19 protein-coding genes are annotated in these 19,947 nt (G+C 71.0%); 12 read left to right on the forward strand and 7 right to left on the reverse strand.

The features are described from left to right. Positions 1 to 291 precede the first annotated feature (291 nt). Positions 292 to 1,212, reverse strand: coding sequence for a carbohydrate kinase family protein (locus tag B2P18_RS08185; protein WP_019286293.1), 921 nt, complete (start codon positions 1,210 to 1,212; stop codon positions 292 to 294). Positions 1,213 to 1,324: 112 nt separating this feature from the next. Between B2P18_RS08185 and B2P18_RS08190 the strand changes: the two genes are divergently transcribed. Then, on the forward strand, positions 1,325 to 1,906 hold the full coding sequence (locus B2P18_RS08190; protein WP_286957985.1) for a DUF4245 family protein: 582 nt from the start codon (positions 1,325 to 1,327) through the stop codon (positions 1,904 to 1,906). 97 nt (positions 1,907 to 2,003) lie between these two features. Next, on the forward strand, positions 2,004 to 2,273 hold the full coding sequence (locus B2P18_RS08195) for an exodeoxyribonuclease VII small subunit (RefSeq protein ID WP_286957986.1): 270 nt from the start codon (positions 2,004 to 2,006) through the stop codon (positions 2,271 to 2,273). 168 nt (positions 2,274 to 2,441) lie between these two features. On the opposite strand, the gene xseA is transcribed toward B2P18_RS08195, so the two are convergent. The 3 genes from xseA to B2P18_RS08210 form a co-directional block, all read right to left on the reverse strand. Further along, the gene (xseA, locus tag B2P18_RS08200) at positions 2,442 to 3,674 is read right to left on the reverse strand and encodes an exodeoxyribonuclease VII large subunit (protein WP_286957987.1); all 1,233 of its coding nucleotides are present in this window, start codon (positions 3,672 to 3,674) and stop codon (positions 2,442 to 2,444) included. A gap of 82 nt (positions 3,675 to 3,756) precedes the next feature. After that, positions 3,757 to 4,095 carry a hypothetical protein gene (locus B2P18_RS08205; protein WP_037214641.1) on the reverse strand — a complete coding sequence of 113 codons (339 nt, stop codon included), beginning with the start codon at positions 4,093 to 4,095 and terminating at the stop codon, positions 3,757 to 3,759. Next, positions 4,095 to 4,559, reverse strand: coding sequence for a type II toxin-antitoxin system Phd/YefM family antitoxin (locus B2P18_RS08210; RefSeq protein ID WP_029210258.1), 465 nt, complete (start codon positions 4,557 to 4,559; stop codon positions 4,095 to 4,097). Before B2P18_RS08210 ends, B2P18_RS08205 begins: the two co-directional genes overlap by 1 nt. 94 nt (positions 4,560 to 4,653) lie before the next feature. Between B2P18_RS08210 and B2P18_RS08215 the strand changes: the two genes are divergently transcribed. The 10 genes from B2P18_RS08215 to alr all read left to right on the forward strand — a co-directional run bounded on the left by B2P18_RS08215 (position 4,654) and on the right by alr (position 15,913). After that, positions 4,654 to 5,661 carry a 4-hydroxy-3-methylbut-2-enyl diphosphate reductase gene (locus B2P18_RS08215; protein WP_239263946.1) on the forward strand — a complete coding sequence of 336 codons (1,008 nt, stop codon included), beginning with the start codon at positions 4,654 to 4,656 and terminating at the stop codon, positions 5,659 to 5,661. Positions 5,662 to 5,752: 91 nt separating this feature from the next. Continuing rightward, a complete protein-coding gene (locus B2P18_RS08220) occupies positions 5,753 to 6,022 on the forward strand; it encodes a hypothetical protein (protein ID WP_286957988.1) in 270 nt (89 codons plus the stop codon). Between the two features lie 570 nt (positions 6,023 to 6,592). Continuing rightward, the gene (ord, locus tag B2P18_RS08225) at positions 6,593 to 7,630 is read left to right on the forward strand and encodes a 2,4-diaminopentanoate dehydrogenase (protein WP_286957989.1); all 1,038 of its coding nucleotides are present in this window, start codon (positions 6,593 to 6,595) and stop codon (positions 7,628 to 7,630) included. A gap of 27 nt (positions 7,631 to 7,657) precedes the next feature. Beyond that, positions 7,658 to 7,948 carry a 2-amino-4-oxopentanoate thiolase subunit OrtA gene (gene ortA / locus B2P18_RS08230; RefSeq protein ID WP_029210262.1) on the forward strand — a complete coding sequence of 97 codons (291 nt, stop codon included), beginning with the start codon at positions 7,658 to 7,660 and terminating at the stop codon, positions 7,946 to 7,948. Then, positions 7,945 to 9,390: a 2-amino-4-oxopentanoate thiolase subunit OrtB gene (ortB, locus tag B2P18_RS08235; RefSeq protein WP_286957990.1), complete on the forward strand. Its 1,446-nt coding sequence runs from the start codon at positions 7,945 to 7,947 to the stop codon at positions 9,388 to 9,390. The genes ortA and ortB overlap by 4 nt, the downstream gene beginning before the upstream one ends. A 2-nt stretch (positions 9,391 to 9,392) precedes the next feature. Next, positions 9,393 to 9,917 carry a D-ornithine 4,5-aminomutase subunit OraS gene (gene oraS / locus B2P18_RS08240; protein ID WP_286957991.1) on the forward strand — a complete coding sequence of 175 codons (525 nt, stop codon included), beginning with the start codon at positions 9,393 to 9,395 and terminating at the stop codon, positions 9,915 to 9,917. Continuing rightward, positions 9,914 to 12,160: a D-ornithine 4,5-aminomutase subunit OraE gene (gene oraE, locus B2P18_RS08245; protein ID WP_286957992.1), complete on the forward strand. Its 2,247-nt coding sequence runs from the start codon at positions 9,914 to 9,916 to the stop codon at positions 12,158 to 12,160. Before oraS ends, oraE begins: the two co-directional genes overlap by 4 nt. A gap of 84 nt (positions 12,161 to 12,244) precedes the next feature. Further along, positions 12,245 to 13,651, forward strand: coding sequence for a glutamate mutase L (locus B2P18_RS08250; RefSeq protein ID WP_286957993.1), 1,407 nt, complete (start codon positions 12,245 to 12,247; stop codon positions 13,649 to 13,651). Then, positions 13,648 to 14,769 (forward strand): alanine/ornithine racemase family PLP-dependent enzyme, encoded by a 1,122-nt coding sequence (locus B2P18_RS08255; protein ID WP_286957994.1) that lies wholly within the window; start codon positions 13,648 to 13,650, stop codon positions 14,767 to 14,769. Before B2P18_RS08250 ends, B2P18_RS08255 begins: the two co-directional genes overlap by 4 nt. Before the next feature lie 7 nt (positions 14,770 to 14,776). Then, complete coding sequence (gene alr, locus B2P18_RS08260; protein WP_286957995.1) at positions 14,777 to 15,913, forward strand: alanine racemase; 1,137 nt, start codon at positions 14,777 to 14,779, stop codon at positions 15,911 to 15,913. 24 nt (positions 15,914 to 15,937) lie between these two features. On the opposite strand, the gene B2P18_RS08265 is transcribed toward alr, so the two are convergent. From B2P18_RS08265 to wecB, 3 genes are read right to left on the reverse strand one after another with little or no spacing between them, the layout of a single operon-like run. Then, a complete protein-coding gene (locus B2P18_RS08265; RefSeq protein WP_286957996.1) occupies positions 15,938 to 17,941 on the reverse strand; it encodes an acyltransferase family protein in 2,004 nt (667 codons plus the stop codon). Next, positions 17,919 to 18,791, reverse strand: a complete 873-nt coding sequence (locus B2P18_RS08270) for an SGNH/GDSL hydrolase family protein (protein WP_286957997.1) — start codon at positions 18,789 to 18,791, stop codon at positions 17,919 to 17,921. Before B2P18_RS08270 ends, B2P18_RS08265 begins: the two co-directional genes overlap by 23 nt. Before the next feature lie 47 nt (positions 18,792 to 18,838). Further along, positions 18,839 to 19,924 (reverse strand): non-hydrolyzing UDP-N-acetylglucosamine 2-epimerase, encoded by a 1,086-nt coding sequence (gene wecB / locus B2P18_RS08275; RefSeq protein ID WP_286957998.1) that lies wholly within the window; start codon positions 19,922 to 19,924, stop codon positions 18,839 to 18,841. Between the last annotated feature and the right edge of the window lie 23 nt (positions 19,925 to 19,947).

The raw sequence follows: 19,947 nt of genomic DNA on the forward strand, positions 1-19,947 counted from the left end.
GGCTCACGAATGGTCGCCTGTGGGGCCTGGAAGCCTCTCCGGACGACGGGAACTGAGCTCCCGGCTCACGAATGGTCGCCTGTGCCGCTTAGAAACCCCTGCGGGCGACCCGAAGTGAGCTCCCGGCTCACGAATGGTCGCCTGTGGGGCCTGGAAGCCTCTCCGGATGACGCGAAGTGAGCTCCCGGCTCACGAATGGTCGTCCGTGGGGCTTGGAACTCCTTCCGGGCGACCCGAAGTGAGCTCCCGGCTCACGAATGGTCGTGCGGGAGGTGGGCGCGGCGGGCTGGGTCAGAGCTCTGCGCGGGTGGGCGGGTTGGCGCCGGCGCGCGAGACCGTGATGGCGCCGCACGCCACCGCCCGCTCGATCGCGGGGCGCACGTCCTGCAGCGAGGCCGTGCGGAGGCGGTCGCGTGCCTCGACCGAGCCGACCAGACCGGCGTCGAGCAGCCCCGAGATCAGGCCTGACATGAACGAGTCTCCGGCCCCCACCGTGTCGATGACGGTGGTGCGGGTGGCCTCGGCGACGAGCCGCTCGCCGGTGCGGGGGAGCAGGACCAGCGCGCCCTGGCCGCCGCGCGTGACGATGACGAGCTCGGGCCCGAGGCGGCCCCACAGCTCCATGATCTGGTCGGGCGTCGCCTCGGGGTAGAGCCACTCGACGTCCTCGTCGCTGGCCTTGACCACGTCCGAGAGGCCGACCAGCTGCTCGATGCGCTGCCGGACCTCCTCGGGGGTGCCCATGATCGTGGGCCGGGCGTTGGGATCGTAGGACACGGTGCCCGTCGCCCGCGCGCGCAGCGCCGCGTCGACCACCGCGGAGCCGCCCGGCTCGAGGGTCGCCGCGATCGAGCCGGTGTGCAGGTGTCCGACGGGCTCCTCGTCGAGCGCCCCCGCGACGTCCCACAGCAGCTCGAAGTCGTAGGTCGCGCCACCGGCCGGGTCTAGCGTCGCCTTGGCCGTCGAGGTCGACTCCGCCTGGTCGGACCCGTCCGTCAGCGTCAGCAGCCGCTCCTGCACCAGGTGGGCACGCACCATCTCGCCATACGTGTCCCGCCCGAACTGCGTGGCGAACTGGACGGGATGTCCCAGCCGCGCGAGGCCGATGGCGACGTTGGCCGGGCTGCCGCCCGGGTGCTCGTCGACGGCTCCGCCCTGGCGGTGGACGATGTCGACGAGGGACTCTCCGACGACGAGCAGGCGGTCGGTCATGCGGGTGACTCCTCGGGGCGGCGGTGGCTCGGGCCCCTCAGTATCCCCCGGTCGTCGCGGACCCGCCTGGCGTGGTTGGCCCTTGACCCGTCTCATCGGGGACGATGGCCCCATGAGCACCAGCGCCTCCGCGGACCCCTCGAGCGACCAGCAGCGTCCGCCCCGGCGCAACCCGCACGCGATGGGCACCTTCACCTCGATGGTGCTGTCGACGGTGGTGGTGACGGCGGTGGTGCTGGCGTTCTTCGCGCTCGTGGCGCGCCCCGACACCGTGGCCCGGCCCAGCGTCGACGTGCCCTCCGTCGTGACCGAGGCGCGCCGCAGCACCGGCTGGCAGCTCTCGCAGCTCGACGGCCTGGGGGAGGGCTGGGTCGCCAACTCTGCGCGGCTCGAGCCCGAGGCGGACGGCCTGCGGACGTGGCACGTGGGGTACGTCAAGGACCAGGAGTACGTCGCCCTCGACCAGACCGCCAAGGCCACCGACGGCTGGGTCACGGCGCAGACCAAGGGACGCGCACCGGCCGGGGTCATGACGGTGGGCGGGGTTCCGCTCGACAGCTACACGGACCCGCGCAACGGTGACTGCACGCTGGTGCGACGCGGCGGCGACGCTCTGACCAGCGTGATCGAGACGACCGGCACCTGCGCCGAGGCCGCCGCCCAGGCGCAGAAGCTGTCGCCCGCCTTGCGCTGACCCCGCGTCGGCCTGGCCCCGACCCGGCCACCGGGGTGGCACACGTGTCGGCGCCGACCTCTTCTGACCGATCGGCCCGCGCGCCTAGGGTGGGTCCATGGCCGACCTGAAGCCCCCGAGCACCGAGCGTCCGATCGAGGACCTGACCTACGAGCAGGCCCGCGACGAGCTGGTGACCATCGTGTCTCAGCTCGAGGCGGGGCAGCTGCCGCTCGAGGACAGCCTGCGTCTGTGGGAGCGGGGCGAGGCGCTGGCCGCGCACTGCTCCACGTGGCTCGACCAGGCGGAGGCCCGGCTCACCGGCGATGCCCCCGCCTCGGCTCCCGGCGCCAATGCCGACGCCGACGCGCAGGACGACGAGGCCTGACGCCGTCCCGACCACTGCTCCTCTCCCAAGATCGTGAGTGTTTGGTCCAAAGAAGTTGGACGAAACACTCACGATCATCGTGCAGGGGTGGCGGGGGAGGTCGGTCGGGAAGTGACCAGTCGGCGGGGGAGGTCGGTCGGGAACTGACCAGTCGGCGAGGGAGGCCGGTCAGCCGAGGACGCGGACGCCGAAGTCGCCCGTCGCCACCCGCACCCGCAGCAGCTCCTCGGGCTCGACGTCGTCGCGGTCGGTGACGACCGATCCGTCGCGGTGCTGCACCACGGCATAGCCGCGCTCGAGCGTCCCCAGCGGTGACAGCGCCCGCAGCCGTCCGGCCAGCCCGTCGAGGCGCGCCTGGTCGCGGTGGATCCCCGCCTCGATCCGGCGCGTGACCCGGTCGAGCAGCGCCCCGATCTCGGTGCGCCGTTGGTCGACCAGCGTCACGGGCTGCGCCATCACCGGCCGAGACCGTATGGCGGACAGGCCGCGCCGCTCACGATCGACATACAGCTGCAGCGCGCGCTCGATCCGCCCGCGGGCGACCGCCACGACCTCCTGCTGCTCGGCCAGGTCGGGCACGACGCGCTTGCCGGCGTCGGTCGGGGTGGAGGCACGCCAGTCGGCGACGTGGTCGAGCAGGGGCGCGTCCTCGTGGTGGCCGATGGCGCTGACGACCGGGGTGAAGCAGTCGGAGACGCACCGCACGAGCGCCTCGTTGCTGAACGGCAGCAGGTCCTCGACCGAGCCGCCGCCGCGGGCGATGACGATGACGTCGACCTCGCGGTGGGCGTCGAGCTCGCGCACGGCCGCGCTGACCTCGGCGACGGCGTTGACGCCCTGCACCGCCACCTGGCGGACCTCGAACTGCGTTGCGGGCCAACGCCGCAGGGCGTTCTGCACGACGTCGTGCTCGGCCTGCGAGGCGCGCCCGCAGATCAGTCCGACCCGGCGTGGCAGGAACGGCAGCGGTCGCTTGCGGGCCGGGTCGAACAGCCCCTCGGCGCGCATGACCGACTTGAGGTGCTCGAGGCGGGCCAGCAGCTCGCCGACGCCGACGGCGCGGACCTGGCGCCCCTCGAGCTGCAGCGTCCCGCGCTTGGTCCAGAACGTCGGACGCGCCTGGACGACGACCCGGGCCCCGCTGGACAGCGGCGTCGGCATACGGTCGATCGCCTGTCCCGGCAGGGTGACGGTGAGGGACATGTCCACGTCCGGGTCGCGCAGCGTCAGGAAGGCGAGGCCAGCCCCGGGTCGCCGGTTGAGCTGGACGACCTGCCCCTCGACCCACAGCCCGGACATCTTGTCGACGTAGTCCGCGATCTTCATCGACAGGACCCGCACCGGCCACGGCTGCTCCGCGGTGGTCTGGTTGGCGCGTTCGGGCAGGTCGGGGCCGGGCATGCCCCTGAGCGTATGACGCCCCGCCGTCACCCGGGGTGACGCCTCGAGGGATGGTGGGCGTGTCGGGGTCAGCGGCGGCGCGCTACTTGGTCTCGTTCGGGTGACGCGTGTGGCAGCGGACGAGAACCACCGTGCGGCCGTCGACGTAGAACCAGAGACGGGCCCCGCCGGACAGCTTGTGCTGCCACTGCTCGTGGACCCGCCCGCCGCGCGTAACGGTGGCGAGGACATCTCGTAGCGGGTGATTCCCAGCCTGCCGCTCAAGGGGCGTCCGGGTGAGGAAGTCCCAGGCGTCGGCGAGGGCATTGCCCTGGGTGGCCCGCAGGTCCGCCCACCCCTTCTCGGTCTCGCTGCTTCCAAAGACGATGGTGAACTCGCCGCTCTTGATGGGCCTGTGGGCGACACCTCCTCGCTTGGCCATCATGCGAGGCGCGGGTCGGGGACGGGCACGGGGTCGTCATACCACCCGATGTCCTCGACTCGGGTGTACCCGGCCGCCATGGCCTCGGCCGTGGCATGCCACTCGTGCAGCTCCACCAAGAAGGGTCCGAAGTCGCGGACCGCGGCGCATGCGCGGGCCGTGGCCACGATAGACCGGGCGAACTCGGTGCGCCCGCCATCCGACAGGAACGCCATCCAGGGGAGACGGGACTGGAGCCGCTCGACGAAGGGCACGTCGTCCGGGCCGAGCGAAGCGGCGATGAGGTCCGCCGCGAGGTTGAGGACCGTGAACTGACGCTCGTGGTCGCTCTTGCGCGTGAGGACGAGGCTCTCCCCGTCGCGGCGCGTGATCTCGACTGGCCCCTCCTCAGCGGCCCGGAACACGTCAGCGCTGTGACGGGACAGGTCCGAGGACGGCACGACGCGGGAGGTGGTAGGAGGCATGCGCACCATTCTATTCTGAATGTGTTCAGAAGCGAACCCGGATTGCTCCAGCGCGGTGCAGGGTCGGCCCAGTCTGCTCGCCTAGACTTGGTGGGTGACTGACTCGCAGACTGACCACAAGCGCGTCCTGCTGGCCGCCCCGCGCGGCTACTGCGCCGGCGTCGACCGCGCCGTCGTGACGGTGGAGAAGGCCCTGGAGCTCTACGGCCCGCCCGTCTACGTGCGCAAGCAGATCGTCCACAACAAGCACGTCGTCTCCACGCTCGAGAAGCGCGGCGCGATCTTCGTCGACGAGACCGACGAGGTGCCCGAGGGCGCCACCGTGGTGTTCAGCGCCCACGGCGTCGCGCCGGTCGTGCACGAGGAGGCGTCCCGGCTGCAGCTCAAGACCATCGACGCGACCTGCCCCCTGGTGACCAAGGTCCACCGCGAGGCCGTGCGGTTCGCGGGCGACGACTTCGACATCCTCCTGATCGGCCACGAGGGGCACGAGGAGGTCGTGGGCACGAGCGGCGAGGCGCCCGAGCACATCACGATCGTCGACAACCCCGACGCCGTGGAGCACGTGACCGTGCGCGACCCCGACAAGGTCGTGTGGCTCTCGCAGACCACGCTGTCCGTCGACGAGACGATGGAGACGGTGCGCCGCCTGCGCGAGAAGTTCCCCAACCTGCAGGACCCGCCGAGCGACGACATCTGCTACGCCACGCAGAACCGCCAGCTCGCCGTCAAGCAGATGGCCCCCGACACCGACCTGATGCTGGTCGTCGGCTCGCGCAACTCCTCCAACTCGGTGCGCCTCGTCGAGGTGGCCGTGGAGCACGGCGCGCACGCGGGCTACCTCGTGGACTACGCCGACGAGATCGACGAGGCCTGGCTCGAGGGCGTGACGACGGTGGGCGTGACCAGCGGCGCGAGCGTGCCCGAGGTGCTGGTGCGCGATGTGCTCGACTGGCTGGCGGCGCGTGGCTACGCGGATGTCGCGCCGGTCGTGGCGGCCGAGGAGTCGCTGCTCTTCGCCCTGCCGATGGAGATCCGCAAGGAGCTCAAGGCGCGCGGCCAGTCCGACAAGATGCGGCACGACGCCGGATCGCTGCACTGACCCGTGCGTCTGCCGCGGGTGGTGAGGTTGGGACGCCTGGCTCAGGTGTCGCGGGCGCTGCGGGCGCTGCCGGTGCCGCCGGGGAGGCGTCGTGTCGCGTGACCTGTGGAGCGACCCCGCGACCGTGCGGAACGGCTGGATCCTGACGACGGTCGTCGTGGGCGTCGGCCTGGTGTGCGATGCGCTGGGCGAGGTGTTCCTGCGCGACTGGCTGATGCTGATCAGCGTCGCCATCGCCGTGGCCTTCGTATGGCGCAGCGTCCGGCTGCACGACGGCCTCGCCATGCTCAACAACGGGCTGGCACTCGTCCTCGCCCTCCTCGCGGCGGGCTACGTCCTGCTGGCGGCGCTCGCCACCTGACCTCCGTCTCGAGCTCCGCTCCCCGTCTGACGCTTCAGCCTCCGTCTGGTGCTGCAGCACCAGACGGGAGATGGACGCCGAGACGGCGGATGACGGTCGAGACGGTGGACGACGGCCGACACGGCGACGGCGGTCGGGCGGCGGGCTTCGGCATACGGCGGGCGCGGGGTGAGGCGCTGCGATGCCTGGGATTGCGGAAACCTGGGCACGCCTGACGGTGCCCAGGTTTCCGCGATGGCGAGCGGGCAGGATCCGCCTGGGTTCGACACATCGGCCTGCGGTGCGAAGTCGGGCGGATGTGACTACCTCAGGTGGTCACATCCGCCTGGCGTGCTAACCCCGGCCGATGTGACTACCTGAGGTAGACATGCGGGGGGATGCATGGCGCCGGGGGCGCATGAGCGCAACCACGCAAAAGGGTCTGCATAACCCCTCAAGCAGGGACAACGTCCGGCCACACCCCGTCTCGGTGGGACGATTTCTCGTGTGTATCCTCGCGAGCGAGACGTCAGCGGTGACGTGGGCCACGCCATCTGGCCCGGCCGCCGGCGCGCGCGACGAGGAGCAGCGATGCGGCAGATCAGGGTCGTCCAGTGGGGTCTCGGAGCCATGGGCAGCGGCATGGCCAGGCTCATGGCCGCCAAGAGCGGCCTGCAGCTGGTGGGCGGGATCGACAGCCGCCCCGACTACGTCGGCCAGGACCTCGGCACGGTGCTCGGCATCGACCCGCTCGGCGTGACCGTCACCGACGACCCGAGCAGCGTGCTGGACAAGGAGCAGGTCGACTGCGTCGTCATCGCGACGACCTCCTGGATCGCGAAGCAGATCGACGACCTGCGCACGATCCTGCGTGCGGGCATCAACTGCGTCTCCATCGCCGAGGAGATGGCGTCGCCCGAGGCGCAGAGCCCCGAGCTCGCGCGTGAGCTGGACGAGCTGGCCAAGGCGGGCGGCGTCTCGATCATCGGCACCGGCGTCAACCCGGGCCTGTCCATGGACCTGCTCGTCGTGGCGCTGACGGCCGGCTGCCACGAGGTCACCAGCATCGAGGCGTCCCGCGTCAATGACCTGTCGCCATACGGCCCGACGGTCATGCGCACCCAGGGCGTCGGCCTGTCCGAGGAGGAGTTCCGCCGGGGCGTCGAGGACGGCAGCGTCGACGGGCACATCGGCTTCCCCGAGTCCGCGCGGATGATCTCGGACGCGCTCGGCCTCGGCGTCGACCGCATCGAGCAGCGCCGCGAGCCGATCATCTCCACCGTCCGCCGCGAGACGCCGCACGTGGTGGTCGAGCCCGGCATGGTGGCGGGCTGCAAGCAGACGCTCCTCGGCTACCGCGGCGACGAGGTCGTCCTCACGCTGGTCCACCCGCAGCAGGTGCTGCCGGAGCTCGAGGGGCAGGGGACCGGCGACTACATCACCATCGAGGGCACCCCGCGGATCCAGATGCAGATCACCCCGGAGTATGCCGGGGGCACGGCCACCAAGGGCATCGCGGTCAACTGCGTCCCGCGGATCGTGGAGGCCTCGCCGGGCCTCAAGAGCATGCTCGACATCCCCGTCCCGGCCGCCCTCATGGGCGACTCCGCCTACGCGCGCCGCGTCTGACGTGGTTGAGCGCCAGGGAGGTTCGTGATGAGTGACGTCGTCGCCGCGGGCGCGTGGGTCGAGATCGAGCGCGTCCTGCTGGAGCCGGAGCAGCGGTCGCCGCAGCTGCCGGAGGAGACCCGCAGCACCCCTTACGTCCTGCGGATGTCGGGCTTCCTGGACGCCGAGGCGCGCCTGGGCGACGCGGTCACGATCACGAGCCTTATCGGGCACCAGCACGCGGGGACGTTGCGGCTGGTCAACCCGTCCTACGAGCACAGCTTCGGCACCACCGTGCCGGAGCTGCTCCACATCGGCCTCGGCGAGGAGTGGCGATGACCGCCGTGACCCGCAGCAGCAGCGGCGCCGCCCGCGACATGAGCTATGCCGCCGTCATGGGCCGCAAGGTCGAGATCATGCGCGGCGCGCTCGGGATCGACTACGACACCTACGAGCTCACGCCGCTGGCCTTCGACTACGACCGGATGATGGCCGACACGGGCTACACGATCGAGCGGATCGCCGAGATCCAGGCCGAGACCAAGGTGGGTCGCACCCCGCTGCACGAGCTGTGCAACCTCACCGATGCCGTGCGCCGAATCTCGCAGCCGGGCAAGGGCGCTCGCATCCTGCTCAAGGACGAGGCGGCCAACGCGTCCGGGTCCTTCAAGGCGCGGCGCGCGTCGATCTCCTGCTACGAGGCCAGGACTCGCGGCTACGCGGGCGTCGCGACCGCCACCAGCGGCAACTACGGCGCGGCCGTGGCGTCCCAGGCGGCGATGCGGCGGCTGCGCTGCATCGTGCTGCAGGAGGTCTTCGACTCCCACGGCGTCGGGCAGCCCGAGATCGTCGAGAAGTCCCGCGCCTGCGAGGCGTACGGCGCTGAGGTGCAACGACTCTCGGTCGGACCCGAGCTCTTCTACCAGATGCTCGTGACGCTCGAGACGACCGGCTTCTTCAACGCCTCGCTCTACACCCCCTTCGGGATCCGCGGGGTCGAGACCCTGGGCGCCGAGATCGGTCGCGAGGTGCAGGAGCGGTATGGCGCCCCGCCCGCCGCCGTCGTGGTCACCCAGGCCGGCGGCGGCAACCTCACGGGCACGGCCCGCGGGCTGCGCGAGGTCGGTTGCGAGACAAGCACGGTCGTGGCCTGCTCGGTGGATCTCGGTGGGCTGCACATGGCCTCGGACGTCGACTTCAACCGCAAGTCGTTCACGACCGGGCACACGGGCTTCGGGGTGCCGTTCGCGACCTGGCCGGACCGGACCGACGTGCCGCGCAACGCCGCTCGCAGCCTGCGCTACATGGACGACTACCAGCTGGTGACGCAGGGCGAGGTCTTCTACGTCACGGAGCTGCTCACCAAGCTCGAGGGTCTGGAGCGCGGCCCGGCGGGCAACACCAGCCTGACCGCGGCGGTCGCCCTGGCCGCGCAGCTCGGCGAGAACGAGACCGTGGTCGTGCAGGAGACGGAGTACACGGGGGCCGGGAAGCACCACAACCGGCAGCTGTCCTTCGCCCGCGAGCGCGGCATCGAGATCAGCACCGGAGACCCTGCGGGCAACGTGCCGGGGCAGCGGATCGTCATACCGGACAACCTGACTCAGGTGCAGGGCAGGGCGCAGGACCTGGACCGGCTGCGCCGCTCCTATCTCAAGAACGCCGCCAAGGTCCTCGACCCCGCGGCGTGGACCGACACGGACGTCGACTATGTCGCGGCTGAGACCAACAGCACGCGCGAGTGGGTCCTCGCGAACGTCCCCACCACGGAAGGCAGCTGACGATGGACACCCAGCCCCACCAGCCCGACGGCAGCAGCGGCGACACCGCCAGCGGCACCGCCAGCGCCAGCGACATCAACGTCGCCGACGGCGAGATCGACCGGCGCGCACAGCAGTTCGAGGAGCGCCGGGTCGCGCTGGACGCCCTGAGCGACGAGCAGCTCAAGACGCGCTTCTGGGAGCTGAGCCACCAGATGATGGAGCCCGTCGTCGAGCTCGCCCGCACGCACACGAGCCCCTCCATCGAGCGAAGCATCCTGCTGCGCATGGGGATCGACTCGGTCAGCAGCCACGGCGTGGTCGACCGGATCCACGACCGCGGCCTGCTCGGCAAGGGCGCCGGGCACGTCGTGCTCAAGGTCGCGCACCAGCTCGGGGTCGACGTGCGGGCCGCGGCCGCCGCGATCGCCGCCGACGACACCGTGCTGGACGGCCTGTTCACACCGACCTCAGCCGCGTCGAGCACCGCCGCGTCGACCCCCGCCACGGCACCCACCGCCACCACGACCGAGGGAGCCCGGCGATGACGCAGCAGCCGCAGCCGATCGGGCCGCTCGACGAGAACGTCAAGCTCGACATCGAGAACATCCTGTCCGACCTGGAGTCCTACCGTCCCCGCCGCAAGGGCTGGGTGTGGCGCGAGGCGCCGGCCGAGGGCGTGGACATGGGGCCGTTCCACTTCCGCGACATGGCGACGCCGCTGGCCAAGAGCCTGGGGCTGCCGGCGAGCAAGTACTTCGGCGGGATCGACCCGCAGCCGAAGTGCGTGGTGACGACGGAGATCGCGAGCGGCCGGTTCGAGGACGACATCCGCCGGATGCGGATGGCCGCGTGGCACGGCGCCGACCACCTCATGGTGATCCGCACGACGGGCCAGTCGCACATCGACGGGCTCCTCGAGGGCACGCCCGAGGGCATCGGCGGAGTTCCCATCACCCGCAAGCAGATCCGCGCCTCGCGCAAGGCGTGCGACCTGATCGAGGACGAGGTCGGGCGGCCGATCAACTTCCACTCCTATGTCTCGGGGGTGGCCGGGCCCGAGGTGGCCGTGCTGTTCGCCGAGGAGGGCATCAACGGCGCCCACCAGGACCCGCAGTACAACGTGCTCTACCGCAACGTGAACATGTATCGCTCCTTCGTGGACGCGGCCGAGGCCAAGCGGGTCATGAGCGGGGCCGGCATCTTCCAGATCGACGGCGCGCACAACGCCAACGCCACCGCCAAGGCCGGGTGGCTGGTCATGCCGGAGCTCATGGTGCAGCACGGCATCAACAGCGCGTTCTCGGTGATGGTGGGCATGCCCAAGGAGCTCATCGGGCTCTCGACGGTGCCGCCCAACAGCCCGCCCGCCCCCAAGCTCTGGTACGACCTGCCCTACGCCGTGGCGCTGCGAGACGTGTTCTCCGACTTCAAGATGCGGGCGCAGCAGAACACGCGCTACATCGAGGCGGACATCGAGGAAGCCGTCCGCACCCACACCATCGACACGCTCATCTCGATGCTCACCCGGGCCGACATACAGTCGACGATCACGCCCGACGAGGGCCGCAACGTGCCCTGGCACTACAACAACATCCGCGGCCTGCAGACGGTCAAGCAGACCTGGAGCGGCCTGGACGGCATCAACGAGCTGCTGGGGCTCAAGCACGACGGCCCGCTCGGCGAGATGGTCCGCGACATCAAGGTGCGCGCGGTCGCGTTCCTCGAGGAGGCCATCGACCAGGGCGGCTACTTCGCCGCAGTGGAGAAGGGCTTCTTCGTCGACTCGGCGAAGTACCCCGAGCGCAACGGTGACGGCATCGCCCGCGACGGCCAGGGCGGCGTCGGCGCCGGCTCGATCGTCGAGCGCGACCCCGACTACTTCGCGCCGGTGTCCTGCCACTTCGGCGACAACCACATCCCGGAGTTCGTGCACGAGCTGGTCGGGCGCCGCATCGAGCGGCCCGAGGAGGCCATCGGCGGCGACACCCTGTCCGACCCCGGCAAGATCGTCTACATCGACGAGCTCGACCCGGAGGACTCGGCCGACGCGCGCCTCGAGGCGACCAAGCCCTATCGCAGCGGCGGGATGATCAAGCCCGAGGCCGAGTGGGCGGGCGACGGCACGGTGCTGATCCAGCTCTTCGTGCCGGAGAACGTCGACATCGCCGACGTCTACGCCGTCGAGATGGCCAAGCAGATGGGCCTGGTCGACCCCGAGGTCGTCAACCTGCAGCCGATGCACCCCTCCGAGGGGACCTTCGTCGAGGTCAAGGGCAAGGTGGCCTTTGCGATCGACCGGTCCACGCTCAAGATCCCCGAGAAGGAGGTCGTGCTGCCCGAGGACGAGCTGCGGGCGGCGGTCGGCGACGCCGGGCTGCGGGTCGTGGCCGGGACGGTCGGCGAGGACGAGCACAGCGTCGGGCTGCGCGAGATCCTCGACATCAAGCACGGCGGCATCGAGAAGTACGGCGTGAAGTACGACTACCTCGGCACGTCGGTGCCGCTCGGCAAGATCGTCGACGCGGCCATCGAGACCGGCGCCCACGCGATCCTCATCAGCACGATCATCAGCCACAACGACGTGCACCGGACGATGATGCGCAAGCTGCACGAGCTCTGCCAGGAGAAGGGGATCCGGGACCGCGTGGTGCTGATCGCCGGCGGCACGCAGGTCAACCGCGAGATGGCGGCCGAGACCGGGCTCGACGCGACCTTCGGCCGCGGCACCAAGGGCATCCACGTCGTCAACGCCATGGTCAAGACGCTGAGGGCGCGCGGCCAGGTCTGAAAGACCCGCCGGGGGTAAAGGCATCAGCCTGGCGAACGAAGGCCGGTCGATGCCTTTACCGCCGGTAGGTGGAAGGAGAAGTGGATGGGCAGCGTCGACATCCTGACCATCGAGGTCGGCAGCACGATCACCAAGGTCAACGGCTTCCGCCGGGTCGACGGGCGCCTGGACCACGTGGCGCAGGGCTTCGCGCCGACGTCGGTCGGTGACGGCGACGTGGGCCATGCGGTCGACGCCGCCATCGCCGCCCTCGAGGCGGACGCGGGGGTGTCGGTGGCCGGGCTCCCGACATACGTCTCGTCCTCCGCCGCAGGCGGGCTGCGTATGACGGTGCACGGGCTCACCGTCTCGATGACCTCCCGGGCCGCGCGCGAGGCATCCCTCGGCGCCGGCGCCATCGTCAGGCTCGTCACGGCGGGGCCGCTGGACGAGGACGACGTCGACGAGGTGCGCGAGATCGCGCCCAGCATCGTGCTGCTCGCGGGTGGGGTCGACCACGGTGAGAAGCAGGTCGTGGTCGCCAACGCCCGGGCTCTGGCCCCCGTCGCGGCCGAGCTCGGCGTGCCGGTGATCTATGCCGGCAACGTGGCGGCGCGGCGGGCGGTGGCGCGCGCGTTCGCGGAGCACGGGGTCGAGCTGATGGTGGCCGACAACGTCTTTCCCGACGTCGACGTGCTCGACGTCGAGCCGCTGCGGGTGCTCATCCACGAGGTGTTCAACCGGCACATCACGCGGGCGCCGGGGATGGCGCGGTTCGCCGAGCTGACCGACCACGGGATCCTGCCGACGCCGGGCGCGGTGCTCAAGGGCGCCGAGCTGTTCGCCGAGGAGCTGGGCGACGTCCTGGTCGTCGACGTGGGCGGGGCCACGACCGACATCCACTCCGTCACCGAGGGGTCGATGGAGCATGCCGCCAAGGTCATCGACCCGGAGCCGCACGCCAAGCGGACCGTCGAGGGCGACCTGGGCGTCTATGTCAACGCCCGCAACGTCGTCGAGGCCTATGGCGACGAGTCCTGGGCGGCGCGGCTGGACGACCTCGAGGCGATGCCGGCCGACGAGCGCGGGCGCGAGCTGACCCGCTGGCTGTGCGCGCGCGCCGTCGAGGTGGGGGTGCGGCGGCACGCGGGGACGCTCGCCGACCTCTACACCCCCACCGGCAAGAAGCAGATCGTCCGCGGCAAGGACCTCACCGCCGTGCGCTGGGTCGTCGCCACGGGTGGCGCGCTGACGCGGGTCGAGGGGTCGTCCGAGGCGCTGCGGGCCGTGTGCACGGGCGTGGGGACGCACCTGCTGCCGGAGCCGTCGGCGCGGGTGCTGGTGGACCGGGACTACCTGTTCTCGGCGCTGGGGACGATCGCGACGGAGCTGCCGGACGAGGTGCGGGCGACCTTCCGCGCCTGGGTGACCGGCATGGATGTGGCGGCCGGTGGGGACGAGGTGGCTGGCGTGGACGGGGCGCCTGGGCCGGACGAGCGTGACCGGCCGTGAGCGGCCACCCGACGCCGCGCGTCGAGCTCTATCCCGACCGCATCACCTACAACGCGCTGTCGGTCGTCGAGCTGGCGCACGACCACGGCGCGACCGTTGCGGGCGTCGCCAAGGTCACCTGCGCCCACCCCGCCGTCGTGGACGCGATGGTCGCGGGCGGCGTCGACCTGATCGCCGACTCCCGCATCGACAACCTGCGCCAGACGCGGGAGCGGGGGATCGAGCTGCCGCTCATGCTGCTGCGCATCTCGGAGCGCTCGCGGGCGGCCGAGATCGTGGAGTTCGCCGACATCTCGCTCAACTCCTCGCTGCAGACGATGGACGTGCTGTCGCAGGCGGCCGTGGCGGCGGGCAAGCGGCACCAGGTGATCCTCATGGTCGACGTGGGGGACCTGCGCGAGGGCGTGTGGCCGGACCGGGCCGTGGAGGTGGCGTTCGGCGCGGCGCAGCTGCCGGGGATCGAGGTCGTGGGGCTGGGCTGCAACCTCGCGTGCTTCGGGGGCGTGGTGCCGAGCGAGGAGAACATGTCGCTGCTCGTCGACGTCCGCGAGGCCTGCCGCGCCGCGACCGGCCTGGAGCTGCCGATGCTGTCGGGCGGCAACAGCGCCTCGCTGCCGTTCCTGGCGTCGGGGCACATGCCGGCCGAGATCGACAACTTCCGGATGGGGGAGTCGATCGTGCTGGGGCGCAACGTCTTTGACCGCTCCCCATGGCCGGGCACCCGGCAGGACACGGTGCGCCTCGTGGTCGAGGTGGTCGAGCTGGAGCGCAAGCCGTCGGTGCCGATCGGCAAGCGCGGGCAGAACGCGTTCGGCGAGGAGCCCGCCTTCGAGGACCGCGGGACCCGGCTGCGCGCCATCGTCAACCTCGGCCGCCAGGACGTCGTCATCGACGGGCTCGACCCCCTCGACCCCAACATCTCGATCCTCGGCGCGAGCAGCGACCACATGATCCTCGACGTCGAGGACGCCGCGGACGCGGGCTCGCTGCGGGTGGGCGACGAGATCGCGTTCTACCCCGACTACGCCGCGCTGCTCGCCCTCTCCACCAGCCCGTACGTCGACAAGGTGGTCATCGGTGGACCCAGGGCCTACCCGTCCGCCTGGCGTGTGGGATAACGGACCCATGCTGTACGCGACGCACGCCGAGGTGGACCTGTCCGCGATCCGCGCCAACATCGAGGGGATCCGGGAGCAGGTGGGGGACCGGACGATCCTCGTGGCGGTCAAGGCCGATGCGTACGGCCATGGGGCCGTGGCGGTCTCGCGGATGATCCAGGCCACGGGTGTCGCGGACTGGCTGGGGATCGCGACCGTCCCGGAGGCGCTCGAGCTGCGGGCAGCCGGCATCACGATGCCGATCCTCAAGCTGTCGCACTGCTTCCCCGGCGCCGAGATGGAGGCGGCGATCGCGGCCGACGTCGTCACGGCCTGCCCGTCCCGCGAGTGCGCGGACGCGCTCCAGGTGGCGGCCGAGCAGGTCGGGCGGCCCGCCCGGGTGCACCTCAAGGTCGACACCGGTATGGCGCGCATCGGGGTGCCGGCAGGCGAGGCGGCGGCGCTCGCGGCATACGTCGAAGGCCTCGGATCCGTCAGCCTGGAGGGCATCTTCACCCACATGCCGGTGGCGGACACGGCCTCGCAGGACGCGTTCACCGAGGACCAGGTCGCCCTCTTCACCCGGACCGTCGAGGAGGTGCAGGCCACCCTCGGCCGACGCCTCGAGCACGTGCATGCCGCGAACTCCGGTGGCGTGCTGGGGCACTCGTCGTCGTGGCTGACGATGGTGCGCCCGGGGATCATGGTCTACGGCTACTACCCGGACGCGTCGACGCCGCGAACCGTCGCGCTGCGCCAGGCGATCCGCTGGGTCACCCGCGTCAGCTTCGTCAAGCGGGTGCCGGCCGGGACGACCGTCGGCTACGGCCGCACGTGGACCTCCGAGGAGGACCGCTGGATCGCGACGCTGCCGATCGGCTACGCGGACGGCTACAACCGGCTGCTGTCCAACCGGGGGCGCGTGCTCGTCGGCGGGCGGAGCCACCCCATCGCGGGACGGGTGTGCATGGACCAGACGATGATCGACGTCGGGCCCGCGTCCGAGCCCTGCCCGGTGGCCGTCGGCGACGAGGCCGTGCTGCTGGGCACCTCTGGCACGCAGGAGATCACGACCGACGAGATGGCCGAGCTGCTCGGCACCATCACCTACGAGGTGACCTGCGACATCGCCAGGCGCGTCGAGCGGACCTATCGCGACGGCTGAGAGGGCCGGGCGTGACCGCGTCGGTCAGTCCCGGCGGGCTGCCAGCGCCCGGTCGATGACAGCGTCTGCGACCGTCACCCGCATCTGCGGGTCGGAGAAGTGCGTGCCGTCCGAGCGGACCGTCACGCCGCTCCCGTCGCGGTCGTCGCACGGTGTGGTGCCGTCGTGGCAGTACACGTCGTCGATCTCCACCACGCGAACCCGCGGGTTGCCCGCTGCCGCTGAGCGGAGGATCTCGTTCCACCTCTCCCGGTAGTGGTCCTCGTCGACCATGCGGCGCAGGAAGGGGTTGCAGCTCTGAGGAGTGCATCTGCTGGACATGCCCACGCCGGGCCTGTCGGTCGCGACGAAGACCAGGGTCGCGCCGTTTTGCGTGAGCTGGCCTATCCGCAGCTGCAGCTGCCGCCGTTGCGCAGTCCAGAACTCCGGCTGCTCGGGCGTGAGCAGCCGACCCTGGTGGATGCTGTCCGCCGTCTCGTAGCGGGACCACCAGATGATGGTGCCGGGGTGGTGCGCCGCTACGCCGTCGCTGATCCGGGCCGGGAGCGCGCCCTGACATCGCCTGCCTCGCTGGTCGCTCGGTGAGACCTTGTTGACGACGCCGAGCGGTGAGCAGCCCCCCGCCGTCGAGCTGAACAGGGTGAGGCCCCGCCGCTCGGCGGCGTCCGACAGCTCCGGCAGCAACCGGTGGGGCACCGAGTCCCCCAGGACCAGGGTTGTCTGGGCACCACGGGATCCGGGCAGGGCGACCAGACTGTTGACGGCCGAGGAGGTGGGCGTTCCACCGAGGACGGAGGCGGCCAGGGCCAGCGTGACCGTGACGCCCAGGCCGGTCAGCATCACGCGCGCTGGTCCCCGTCGTGAGGCCAACCTCCCTGTGCGCACCTGCTTCTCGACCAGGTGGTAGGAGATCGATGCGAGGAGAACAGACGTCGTCAGGGTTGCCGCAGTCCGCGCCGCCGACCATGACCCCTCACCGGCGAGGACGAGGGCGACGGGCCAGTGCCAGAGGTAGATGCCGTAGGAGATGCGCCCCAGGTAGACGGGCGTGGCCCAGGACAGGGCCGGGGACAGCAGTGGCACGTGACCGATGGCCAGAGCGGCGACCAGGACCGCAGCCAGTCCCACGAAGGCCACGGCACCGCCGTGGTAGTAGACGGCCGTGGCTCCCCTGGGCCCGGCGAGCCACGGGGTCAGCAGTGCCAGGAGCGCGACGGCAGCCCATCCGAGTGCCGGTGCCGCACGTCTCGCCCAGGTCGCACCTCGTCCCTGCACCACGCAGAGCGCCAGCAGTGCCCCGGCCATGGGTTCGAACACCTTGGTGTCCGTGCCCATGTAGGCCCGGTCGTAGAGGTGCCACCGTCCGTAGCGCAGGAGCAGCGCCGCCGAGGCCGCCGCCACCAGCGCAGTCACGACCACGAGCGCCACGCGCGCGAGACGTGGACTGCGCTTGCCGATGGCAGCCCACACGCCGGCCACCGCCAGGGGCCAGACCAGATAGAACTGCTCCTCGACGCCCAGCGACCACATGTGGAGCAACGGTGACGGCACGGCCTGCTGATCGAAGTAGCTGCTGGTCTCGATGAAGCGCCAGTTCCCCAGATAGAGCGCGGTCCACCAGGCATCGGCCCCGAGTGATTCTCGCCGGTATGCCGGCGCCGCCGTCATCGCCCAGACCAGCACGGCGGCGATCACCAACGCGGATGCGGGCAGGAGACGGCGCACACGACGCGCCCAGAACGCACTCAGGGCCGCCCCGGTGCCCCCGAGGTGGGCGCGGACCAGCCCATCAGTGATGAGGAATCCCGAGAGGACGAAGAACAGGTCGACGCCGAGGAAGCCCCAGTCCAGGCCCGGCACCCGGGCATGGAAGAGGACGACCATGACGACGGCAACCGCTCGAAGGCCGTCGAGCGCCGGTGACCGCCATGCGCGCGACGAAGGCCGAGGATCGGGGCTCGGTCCGGAGCGCCCGGATGCTGAGCCCACCCTCCTGGCGCCCGCCTCAACCTGCGCCGGGATCGTCATCACCGCTGATCTGATCAGCCGCCGCTCGCCGACCTGTCAGAGCCTGATGGACGGTGGCAGCCCACCGCTGCGCGCCGGCGTCGGTGATGCCGTCCGCGTTCTGCAGCGAGGCGGCACCGGGTGACGAGGCGAAGGCCGCGGCGACATCGATGGCGGGGACACCCTGCTGCACGGCCCACGCGCCGACGGCCGCGATCGCGGGACGCTGGGCTGGCGTGGCCGCGGGCTGCTTCACGACGACCACCTGTGCCTGCGGATAGGCCTTCAGGATGGATGACCGGGTGGTCGAGAGCTGCTGACCTATCGCCCGGGCGTCCGCCGCGCGACCCACGCTGAGGAGCACCACGTCAGGTCGCTTCGGCACCACCACCCTGGCTCTTTCGTCGGTGACTGCGGCGAAGGGGGTTGCCGTGGAGGCGTTCCACACCTGGAGCTCGGGCCCCTTGTCGCCGTAGCGGATCGGAGCTCGATAGGACGACTGCCCCGTCTGGCTGATCCGCTGCACGCGCGTGACCCTGGCCTCCCCGAGCTGTTCCCCCAGGACGTTGACCCACCCGCCCAGCTGATTGCTCGTGGAGTCGCCGATGACGGTGAGCGTCGCCGGACGGTCGGCGGGGAGGTGGGGGACGGGCCGGGAGGTGGGTCGCACGGCGGCGGAGGGTGGGGTAGTCGTGGCGGTGGGTGCAGGGGCGATGCTGGACCGGGCCGCCACGCTGGGCGCTGGCGTCGCCACGGTGGAGGTGGCCTCAGCGTTGCGGGGCGACCACCCACTGAGTGCCAGGCCGGACACGGCGACGGCAGAGGCAACGACGGCGCTGATGGCGAGGTTGCCTCCGACCGTGCGATCCATGGGGCTAGTGTGCCCTACTCAGCGTCATGCAGAGACACGATGAGTGATCATGAGGCGCCAGCAGCTGCCCGCCGGTCAGACAGCGCCTTGACGACCTGCTGTGCGGCGTGGCCGTCCCCATAGGGCGTGCCGCGCGGGCTGCTGGGGTGGGGCCGCGCCACGACTTCGGCCAGCCCAGTCGTATCGGGGTGCAGCACGTTCCAGCCGCCCTCCAGTGTTTCGACCCACTCCGTCTCGGTGCGCAAGGTCGTGCAGGGCGTGCCGAGCAAGAACGCTTCCTTCTGCAAACCGCCGGAGTCAGTGAGTACGCACTGGGCCGCCATGACGAGACGAACCATCTGGAGGTAGCCGAGCGGGTCGATCACATGAAGGCCCGAGCGCGCCTCCAGCGGGATGCCGAACTCCCGGCACTTGGCGCGAAGTCGTGGGTGAGCGAGCAGCACCACGGGCATGCCGACGTTGGCGAGCGACTCCACGATTGCCAGCAGCCTGTCTGGTGAGTCCGTGTTCTCCGCCCGATGGATCGTCGCCAGAGCCCACGGGGCCTGGGAATCGACCTCGGGAGGAAGGCTGGGGGTGTCGTTGCTCACCCGGTTGCGGGTGCTCAGGCAGACGTCGGTCATGACGTCGCCCACGAGGAGGGCGCGCTCGGTCAAGCCCTCCTTCACCAGATGGTTCACGGCGACCTGCGTGGGCGCGAGCAGCAGGTCAGCGGCATGGTCGGTGAGGACCCGGTTGTGCTCCTCCGGCATCCTGCGATTGAAGGACCTGAGGCCCGCCTCCAGGTGCGCGATCGGCAGGTGCAGCTTCACGGCAGCCAGGGCGGCGGCGACGGTGGAGTTCGTGTCGCCGTAGACCAGCGTCCAGTCCGGGCGGATGCGGTCGAGCTCCTCGTCCAGTCTCGAGAGCATCCCGCCCGTCTGGGCGCCGTGCGACCCGGATCCCACACCGAGGTGGACGTCGGGGGCGTGGATGCCCAGCTCTGAGAAGAACACGTCCGACAGCGCGGGGTCGTAGTGCTGCCCCGTGTGGATGATGACGTGCTCGACGTCTGCCGCATTGGTCATGGCGTGGTCAATCGGCGCCAGCTTCACGAACTGGGGACGAGCTCCGACGACACTGACGACCCTCATGAGCTGTCCTCCTGGATGACCTC

The organism is Arsenicicoccus sp. UBA2120, from assembly GCF_002330965.1.
Lineage (GTDB): Bacteria > Actinomycetota > Actinomycetes > Actinomycetales > Dermatophilaceae > Arsenicicoccus > Arsenicicoccus bolidensis.

Excerpts from the sequence above, each read along its gene's own strand:
- B2P18_RS08195 (WP_286957986.1), top strand. The coding sequence starts at position 2,004 with ATGGCCGACCTGAAGCCCCCGAGCACCGAGCGTCCGATCGAGGACCTG.
- oraS (WP_286957991.1), top strand. The coding sequence starts at position 9,393 with ATGGACACCCAGCCCCACCAGCCCGACGGCAGCAGCGGCGACACCGCC.
- B2P18_RS08270 (WP_286957997.1), bottom strand. The coding sequence starts at position 18,791 with ATGGATCGCACGGTCGGAGGCAACCTCGCCATCAGCGCCGTCGTTGCC.
- ortA (WP_029210262.1), top strand. The coding sequence starts at position 7,658 with ATGAGTGACGTCGTCGCCGCGGGCGCGTGGGTCGAGATCGAGCGCGTC.
- B2P18_RS08205 (WP_037214641.1), bottom strand. The coding sequence starts at position 4,095 with ATGGCCAAGCGAGGAGGTGTCGCCCACAGGCCCATCAAGAGCGGCGAG.
- B2P18_RS08190 (WP_286957985.1), top strand. The coding sequence starts at position 1,325 with ATGAGCACCAGCGCCTCCGCGGACCCCTCGAGCGACCAGCAGCGTCCG.
- wecB (WP_286957998.1), bottom strand. The coding sequence starts at position 19,924 with ATGAGGGTCGTCAGTGTCGTCGGAGCTCGTCCCCAGTTCGTGAAGCTG.
- oraE (WP_286957992.1), top strand. The coding sequence starts at position 9,914 with ATGACGCAGCAGCCGCAGCCGATCGGGCCGCTCGACGAGAACGTCAAG.
- B2P18_RS08265 (WP_286957996.1), bottom strand. The coding sequence starts at position 17,941 with ATGACGATCCCGGCGCAGGTTGAGGCGGGCGCCAGGAGGGTGGGCTCA.
- ord (WP_286957989.1), top strand. The coding sequence starts at position 6,593 with ATGCGGCAGATCAGGGTCGTCCAGTGGGGTCTCGGAGCCATGGGCAGC.
- xseA (WP_286957987.1), bottom strand. The coding sequence starts at position 3,674 with ATGCCCGGCCCCGACCTGCCCGAACGCGCCAACCAGACCACCGCGGAG.
- B2P18_RS08210 (WP_029210258.1), bottom strand. The coding sequence starts at position 4,559 with ATGCCTCCTACCACCTCCCGCGTCGTGCCGTCCTCGGACCTGTCCCGT.
- alr (WP_286957995.1), top strand. The coding sequence starts at position 14,777 with ATGCTGTACGCGACGCACGCCGAGGTGGACCTGTCCGCGATCCGCGCC.
- ortB (WP_286957990.1), top strand. The coding sequence starts at position 7,945 with ATGACCGCCGTGACCCGCAGCAGCAGCGGCGCCGCCCGCGACATGAGC.
- B2P18_RS08185 (WP_019286293.1), bottom strand. The coding sequence starts at position 1,212 with ATGACCGACCGCCTGCTCGTCGTCGGAGAGTCCCTCGTCGACATCGTC.
- B2P18_RS08250 (WP_286957993.1), top strand. The coding sequence starts at position 12,245 with ATGGGCAGCGTCGACATCCTGACCATCGAGGTCGGCAGCACGATCACC.